General features: G+C 69.5%; 3 protein-coding genes. All 3 read left to right on the top strand.

Going from position 1 to position 8,335, the window contains the following annotated elements:
* On the top strand, positions 1-4,188 hold a 4,188-nt coding region (locus A949_RS35825; protein WP_019360118.1), incomplete at its 5' end, for a HAMP domain-containing protein.
* A 247-nt stretch (positions 4,189-4,435) separates the two neighbouring features.
* On the top strand, positions 4,436-5,125 hold the full coding sequence (locus A949_RS0131855) for a response regulator (protein ID WP_019360117.1): 690 nt from the start codon (positions 4,436-4,438) through the stop codon (positions 5,123-5,125).
* 201 nt (positions 5,126-5,326) lie between these two features.
* Complete coding sequence (locus A949_RS0131850) at positions 5,327-8,110, top strand: FtsK/SpoIIIE family DNA translocase (RefSeq protein ID WP_019360116.1); 2,784 nt, start codon at positions 5,327-5,329, stop codon at positions 8,108-8,110.
* Positions 8,111-8,335: the final 225 nt, after the last annotated feature.

Genomic DNA, 8,335 nt, shown 5'->3' with positions numbered 1-8,335 from the left:
GGGGCGGCCGGTACCTGGAAGGACCTGACGGACTCGGTGAACACCGCGTTCCGCAACCTGACGGGCCAGGTCCGCAACATCGCGCAGGTGACGACGGCGGTCGCGAACGGTGATCTGTCCCAGAAGGTCACCGTGGACGTCTCCGGCGAGATGCTCCAGTTGAAGAACACGGTCAACACGATGGTGGACCAGCTGTCGTCGTTCGCCGAGCAGGTGACCCGGATGGCCCGGGACGTCGGTACCGAGGGCCGGCTCGGTGGGCAGGCGCGGGTGGACGGCGTCTCGGGCACCTGGAAGGACCTGACGAACTCCGTCAACTTCATGGCGAACAACCTCACCTCCCAGGTGCGGCAGATCGCCCAGGTGACGACGGCGGTGGCGCGCGGTGACCTGTCGCAGAAGATCGAGGTCGACGCGCGCGGCGAGATCCTGGAGCTGAAGAACACCATCAACACGATGGTCGATCAGCTCTCCGCCTTCGCCGACCAGGTCACGCGGGTCTCCCGGGAGGTCGGCACGGAGGGCAGGCTGGGCGGCCAGGCCCAGGTGCCGGGCGTCGCGGGTGTGTGGCGCGATCTGACCGACTCCGTGAACGGCATGGCGGGCAATCTGACCTCCCAGGTGCGCAACATCTCGCAGGTGGCCACCGCGGTGGCGCGCGGCGATCTGTCGCAGAAGATCGACGTGGACGCGCGGGGCGAGATCCTGGAGCTGAAGACCACGCTGAACACGATGGTCGACCAGCTCTCGTCGTTCGCGGAGCAGGTGACCCGGGTGGCCCGCGAGGTCGGTACCGAAGGCATCCTGGGCGGGCAGGCGGAGGTCAAGGGGGTCTCCGGCACCTGGAAGGACCTCACCCAGTCCGTGAACTTCATGGCGAACAACCTGACCTCCCAGGTCCGGAACATCGCCGAGGTCACCACCGCCGTCGCTCAGGGTGACCTCTCGAAGAAGATCACCGTCGATGCCAAGGGCGAGGTCCTCGCGCTGGTGACGACGGTCAACACCATGGTGGACACGCTCTCGTCGTTCGCCGAGCAGGTCACCCGCGTCGCCCGCGAGGTGGGCACGGAGGGCATCCTCGGCGGGCAGGCGCGGGTGCGTGACGTGTCGGGTATCTGGAAGGACCTGACCGACAACGTCAACATCATGGCCAACAACCTCACCTCCCAGGTGCGCAACATCTCCCAGGTGGCCACCGCGGTCGCGGGCGGCGACCTGACGAAGAAGGTCACCGTCGAGGCCAGTGGCGAGGTGGCGCAGCTCGCGGACACCGTCAACACGATGGTCACCACGCTCTCGTCGTTCGCCGAGCAGGTCACCAGGGTGGCCAGGGAGGTGGGCACGGACGGTGTGCTGGGCGGCCAGGCGCGGGTCCGCGGTGTCGCCGGTACGTGGAAGGACCTGACGGAGTCGGTGAACTCCATGGCGTCCAATCTGACCGGACAGGTGCGGCAGATCGCCATGGTCACCACCGCCATCGCCAAGGGCGATCTGACCAAGAAGATCGACATCGAGGCCAACGGCGAGATCCTCCAGCTGAAGACGACCATCAACACGATGGTCGACCAGCTCTCGTCGTTCGCCGAGCAGGTCACCCGGGTCGCCCGCGAGGTGGGCACCGAGGGCCAGCTGGGCGGCCAGGCACGGGTGCCGGGCGTCGCGGGTACGTGGAAGGACCTGACGGACTCCGTCAACGAGATGGCGGGCAACCTGACCCGCCAGGTGCGGGCGATCGCCGAGGTGGCCACCGCGGTGACGCGCGGCGACCACAACGTCCGGATCGACGTGGAGGCGGCCGGGGAGATCCTGGAGCTGCAGGGCTACATCAACACGATGATCGCGAACCTGCGGGACACCACGCAGGCCAACCAGGAGCAGGACTGGCTCAAGGGCAACCTGGCGCGGATCTCGGGCCTGATGCAGGGCCGTCGCGACCTGCGGGACGTGGCCGGACTCATCATGAGCGAGCTGACCCCGGTGGTCTCGGCGCAGCACGGCGCGTTCTTCATCTCGCTGCCCGAGGGGACCCCGGAGAGCGCGGTCGGTGTGGGTGCCGGGCCGGGCGAGGACGGCAGGTACGAACTGCGGATGCTGGGCAGTTACGGCTACTGCACGGACAGCATGCCCACGTCGTTCCTTCCGGGTGAGTCCCTGGTCGGGACGGCGGCGAAGGAGAAGCGCACCATCGAGATGGGCAATGTCCCGCCCGGTTATCTGAAGATCTCCTCGGGGCTGGGCGAGGCGCCGCCGGCGCATCTCGTGGTGCTGCCGGTCATCTTCGAGGGCACGGTGCTCGGTGTGATCGAGCTGGCGTCCTTCCAGCCGTTCGGGCAGATCCAGAAGGACTTCCTCAACCAGATCGCCGAGATGATCGCGACCAGCGTCAACACCATCAGCGTCAATATGCGCACCGAGCGGTTGCTGGAGCAGTCGCAGGAGTTGACGGCACAGCTCAAGGAGCGTTCCGGCGAGCTGGAGAACCGGCAGAAGGCCCTTCAGGAGTCCAATGCCGCACTGGAGGAGAAGGCCGAGCAGCTCGCCCAGACCAACAGCGACATCGAGATCAAGAACCGGGAGATCGAAGAGGCCCGGCAGGTTCTGGAGGAGCGCGCCGAGCAGCTCTCGGTCTCGATGCGCTACAAGTCCGAGTTCCTGGCCAACATGTCGCACGAGTTGCGCACACCGCTGAATTCGCTGCTGATCCTGGCGAAGCTGCTGGCGGACAACGCAGAGAGCAACCTGTCCCCCAAGCAGGTCGAGTTCGCCGAGACGATCCATGGCGCGGGGTCCGACCTGCTGCAGCTCATCAACGACATCCTCGACCTGTCGAAGGTCGAGGCGGGGAAGATGGACGTCAGCCCGACCCGGATCGCGCTGGTGCAACTGGTCGACTACGTGGAGGCCACCTTCCGGCCGCTGACCGTCGAGAAGGGGCTGGACTTCTCGGTGAGCGTCTCGCCGGAGCTGCCGGCCACGCTGCACACCGACGAGCAGCGGCTGCTCCAGGTGCTGCGCAACCTGCTCTCGAACGCGGTCAAGTTCACCGACAGCGGGGCCGTCGAGCTGGTGATCCGCTCGGCCCGCTCGGACGTTCCCGACGCGATCCGGGAGCAGATGCTGGAGCACGGGTCGCTGCGGGACCCGGACTCGGAGCTGATCGCCTTCTCCGTCACGGACACCGGGATCGGTATCGCGCAGAGCAAGATGCGGGTCATCTTCGAAGCGTTCAAGCAGGCCGACGGCACCACGTCGCGGAAGTACGGCGGGACCGGGCTGGGGCTGTCCATCAGCCGGGAGATCGCCCGGCTGCTGGGCGGCGAGATCCACGCGGTCAGCGAGCCGGGCCGCGGCTCCACCTTCACGCTCTACCTGCCGCTGCATCCCACGGAGCTGCCTCCGCAGGGTTACGCGCAGCTCGTCTCGGGCAGCGCTCCGATGGCCCTCCCGGAGGCGCACGCAGCCGTTCCCGGGCCCGCGGCGATCGAGCAGACGGCGGGCGGCGCCGGGGGATCCGCCGGCGAGCAGACCGCGGACGAGGCAGCGCACTCGCTCGCCGACCGGCGGCGGCTGCGGGACGCCAGCGGCCAGGCGCAGCCCGAACTGCCCCCGGAGGCCCGTCCGTCGTCCCCGGCGGGCGACAACGGGGCCGACGGGGCCGCGGGCGGCACCGGCACCGCTGCCCCGGTGCTCCTCCAGGGCGGCGCGGCCGCGGGAATGTCCGAGGGCGCCGTGGAGCCGGCCGACGAGGACTCGGCGGCCCGCCACGACCGGGAGGCACCCTCTCCCGGAGCCGGCGCGGCGGGCGATCTGGCGGGCCGGAAGGTGCTCATCGTCGACGACGACATCCGGAACGTCTTCGCACTCACCAGTGTGCTGGAGCAGCACGGGCTGCAGGTCCTCTACGCCGAGAACGGCCGGGAGGGCATCGAGGTGCTGGAGCAGCACGACGACGCGGCCGTGGTGCTGATGGACATCATGATGCCGGAGATGGACGGTTACGCGACGACGGCGGCGATCCGCAAGATGCCGCAGTTCGCCGGGCTGCCGATCATCGCGCTGACCGCCAAGGCGATGAAGGGGGACCGGGAGAAGAGCATCGAATCCGGTGCTTCCGACTACGTCACCAAGCCGGTGGACACTGATCATCTGCTGGATGTCATGAGGCGGTGGATGGAGGGCGGGTGAATATGACACTGTGTCGATGAGTGCTTCCGTTGACGCAGTGTGGTCGAACGAGTGTGGAAGCGCGGTGAACCGGGAACCTTTTGGTCCTCTGGGGCGTTTCCGGTACGTGCACAGTGACATCACGGTGACAGGGTGTGGCGGACCGCGGGGTGCGGCTACCATGACCGGCACAAGGACGGGCGGCGGCGACAGGATGCCGCTCCCAGGGGCGGCGTCCGAGAGGCTGCCGGGGCGAGGAGGACGGGCCATGGTGCAGAAGGCCAAGATCCTCCTGGTCGATGACCGGCCGGAGAATCTGCTGGCGCTGGAGGCGATTCTCTCCGCGCTCGATCAGACGCTGGTGCGGGCATCGTCAGGGGAGGAAGCGCTCAAGGCGCTGCTGACCGACGACTTCGCGGTCATTCTGCTGGATGTCCAGATGCCGGGCATGGACGGTTTCGAGACAGCAGCACATATCAAGCGCCGTGAGCGCACCCGCGACATTCCGATCATCTTCCTCACGGCCATCAACCACGGCCCGCATCACACCTTCCGCGGATACGCGGCCGGAGCGGTCGACTACATCTCCAAGCCGTTCGATCCCTGGGTGCTGCGGGCGAAGGTCTCGGTCTTCGTGGACCTGTACATGAAGAACGTGCAGTTGCGTGAGCAGGCGTCGCTGCTCCGGCTCCAGTTGGAGAACGGCGGGGAGCGTGGCCCGGCGCGCGACGGCGACGACGAGGCACAGGGGCTGCTGGTCGAACTCTCCGCCAGGCTGGCGGCTGTCGAAGAGCAGGCCGAGGCGCTCACCAAGCAGCTGGGCGGCGCGGCCGACGGGGCGACCGCCGCGACCGCGGCGCATCTGGAGCGCAAACTCGCCGGACTGCGCAGCGCACTTGACGCGCTGGGTCCCGGAGCGGAAGGCGACCCCTCGGCGCAGGTGTCCTCGCAGAACTGACGGAGCGGCTTGCCCGCAGCCGCCCCGTCAGGAATCCTGGTGGCGCAGCCCCGTCGTGGGCTGCGTCGCCGCCGTCACCGCCACCGGCGAGTGCCGGGCGGGGAAGTGACGCCGGGTCCGGACGGCTCCACCCCTCCCGGAGGGGCGTCGGCGGCCCCGGGCTCCGTGCCTCGGGTGCCCGACCCAGGTAACCTCGCACCCATGGCCTCACGCGCGTCGGGAACAGGAAAGGCTGCCAGGAAAGCACCCGCCAAGAAGGCTGCCCCGAAGTCTGCGAAGGCGGCCCCGGCGAAGAAGGCGCCGCCCAAGAAGGCAGCCGCCAAGAAGGCGCCCGCCAAGAAGCCCGCGGCCAAGGGCGGCAAGGGCACGGCGGCGCCGTCCCCGACCAGCGGCGTGCTCAAGGTGCTCAAGGCGTGCTGGCTCGGCCTGGCGCACACTCTCGGTGCGCTTCTGCGGGGCATAGGGCGCAGCGGGAAGGCGCTGGACCCGGCCCACCGCAAGGACGGACTCGCGCTGCTGCTGATCGGTCTCGCACTGATCGTCGCGGCCGGTACCTGGTCCAATCTCCAGGGGCCGGTCGGGGATCTGGTGGAGATGCTGGTGACCGGCGCGTTCGGCAGGCTGGATCTGCTGGTGCCGATACTGCTGGCCGTCATCGCGGTGCGGCTGATCCGCCATCCGGAGAAGCCCGAGGCCAACGGCCGGATCGTGATCGGGCTTTCGGCTCTGCTGGTCGGGGTGCTGGGGCTCGTCCACATCGGTTGCGGCGCGCCCGGCAGGGGGGCGGGCGACGACGCGCTGCGGGACGCGGGCGGCCTGGTCGGCTGGGCCGTCTCCCGGCCGCTCATCTTCACGTTGGGAAACATGCTCGCGGTGGCGCTGCTCGCTCTCGTCACCGTCTTCGGACTGCTGGTGGTGACGGCCACTCCGGTCAACGCCATCCCGCAGCGGCTCCGGGCGGCCGGGGTCAGGCTGGGCGTCGTCCAGCCGGTGGCCGGCTACGACTACGACCTGGAGCCGGACGACGAGGAGGAGCCGGCCGCCGGCCGCCGGGCGCACAGCATGCGCAAGGACCGGATCGCTCCCGCGCTCGCCGAGAAGGAGGCGCTGGACCGCCGTCGGCGGGCCGGGCCCCGGGAGGCGTCGCCCGCCGACGGTGAGATCGGCGCGCTCGGCGCGAGTGCCGGGGAGAGCGAGCGGACGCGGGACGCGGTGGATGTGGCCGCAGCAGCCGCCGCCTCGCTGGACGGGGCCGTCGTCAACGGGGTCCAGCCGTCCGCGGTGGTCGCCGATCTGACCACCTCGGTCGCCAGGTCGCGTGGCGGGAAGCGCACGGGCGAGGCGACCGGCTCGCCCGTGCCGGGTGCGCGGGGCCACAGCGGCGGGCAGGGGGAGGGTCCGCAGGGGGACGAGGCCACCGGGCGCACCCCGGTTCCCGACCTGACCAAGGCCGCGGCGCCGCCGGAACCCGCCGACCTGCCCGCGCGCGCCGAACAGCTCACCCTCTCCGGCGACATCACCTACGCGCTGCCGTCGCTGGACCTGATGGAACGCGGTGGTCCCGGGCGGTCCCGCAGTGCCGCCAACGATCAGGTGGTGCAGTCGCTGACCACTGTCTTCACCGAGTTCAAGGTGAACGCCGCCGTCACCGGCTTCACCCGCGGTCCGACGGTCACCCGCTACGAGATCGAGCTGGGGCCGGGGGTGAAGGTCGAGAAGATCACGGCCCTGGCCAAGAACATCGCCTACGCCGTGGCCAGTCCCGACGTCCGCATCATCAATCCGATCCCGGGCAAGTCCGCGGTGGGGATCGAGATCCCCAACAGCGACCGGGAGATGGTCAACCTCGGTGACGTGCTGCGGTCCGCCGATGCCTCGGGCGAGGAGCATCCGCTGCTGGTCGGGCTCGGCAAGGACGTCGAGGGGGGATACGTCTCGGCCAACCTCGCGAAGATGCCGCACATCCTCGTCGCGGGCGCCACCGGCTCCGGCAAGTCCTCCTGCATCAACTGCCTCATCACCTCGGTGATGGCCCGTGCCACCCCGGAGGACGTGCGGATGGTGCTCGTCGATCCCAAGCGGGTCGAGCTGACCGCCTACGAGGGCATCCCGCATCTGATCACCCCGATCATCACCAACCCCAAGAAGGCCGCCGAGGCCCTCCAGTGGGTCGTGCGCGAGATGGATCTGCGCTATGACGACCTGGCCGCGTTCGGGTTCCGCCACATCGACGACTTCAACGAGGCGGTACGGGCCGGACGGGTGTCCGCTCCCGAGGGCAGCGAACGGGAGCTGACGGCCTACCCCTACCTGCTGGTGATCGTGGACGAGCTGGCCGACCTGATGATGGTGGCGCCGCGCGACGTGGAGGACGCGATCGTGCGGATCACCCAGCTCGCGCGGGCCGCCGGCATCCATCTGGTGCTGGCGACCCAGCGGCCGTCGGTGGATGTCGTCACCGGTCTCATCAAGGCGAACGTTCCCTCCCGGCTGGCCTTCTCCACCTCGTCCCTGGCCGACAGCCGCGTCATCCTCGACCAGGGCGGTGCCGAGAAGCTCATCGGCAAGGGGGACGGGCTGTTCCTGCCGATGGGCGCGGGCAAACCGACGCGGATGCAGGGTGCCTACGTCAACGAGCAGGAGGTCCAGTCGGTCGTCGAGCACTGCAAGGCGCAGATGACGCCCGTCTTCCGGCAGGACGTGACCGGGGCGCAGGGCAAGAAGAAGGAGATCGACGAGGAGATCGGCGACGACATGGATCTGCTCTGCCAGGCGGCGGAGCTGGTCGTCTCCACCCAGTTCGGGTCGACCTCGATGCTCCAGCGCAAACTGCGGGTCGGGTTCGCCAAGGCGGGGCGGCTGATGGACCTGATGGAGTCGCGCGGCGTGGTGGGTCCCAGCGAGGGGTCCAAGGCGCGGGACGTCCTGGTCAAGCCCGACGAGCTGGACGAGGTGCTCACGGTCATCAGAGGCGGCGGGCAGTAGTTCCCGTGCGCAGGCCCCGGCGCCGGATTCGGCACGCCCACCTCGGCGGGGGCGGCCCGGTGCCGGCCGGCGGACGGCTGCCACGGCGCCTGTGGGGCGCCCCGCACCGGCTGCCCGGCGGTACAGCTCACTCGAAAGGGCGGTCGAGGCAACCGTTTCCGTGGTCTGTACGTCAAGTTGAGGGAAGGGACGGCGTAGACGTCGGCGTACTCGGTTCCGCGCGGG

This window comes from Streptomyces sp. AA1529, from assembly GCF_000280905.1.
Lineage (GTDB): Bacteria > Actinomycetota > Actinomycetes > Streptomycetales > Streptomycetaceae > Streptomyces.
Note: the sequence above shows the minus strand (reverse complement) of the source record. Positions and strands in the feature narration are given on the sequence as shown.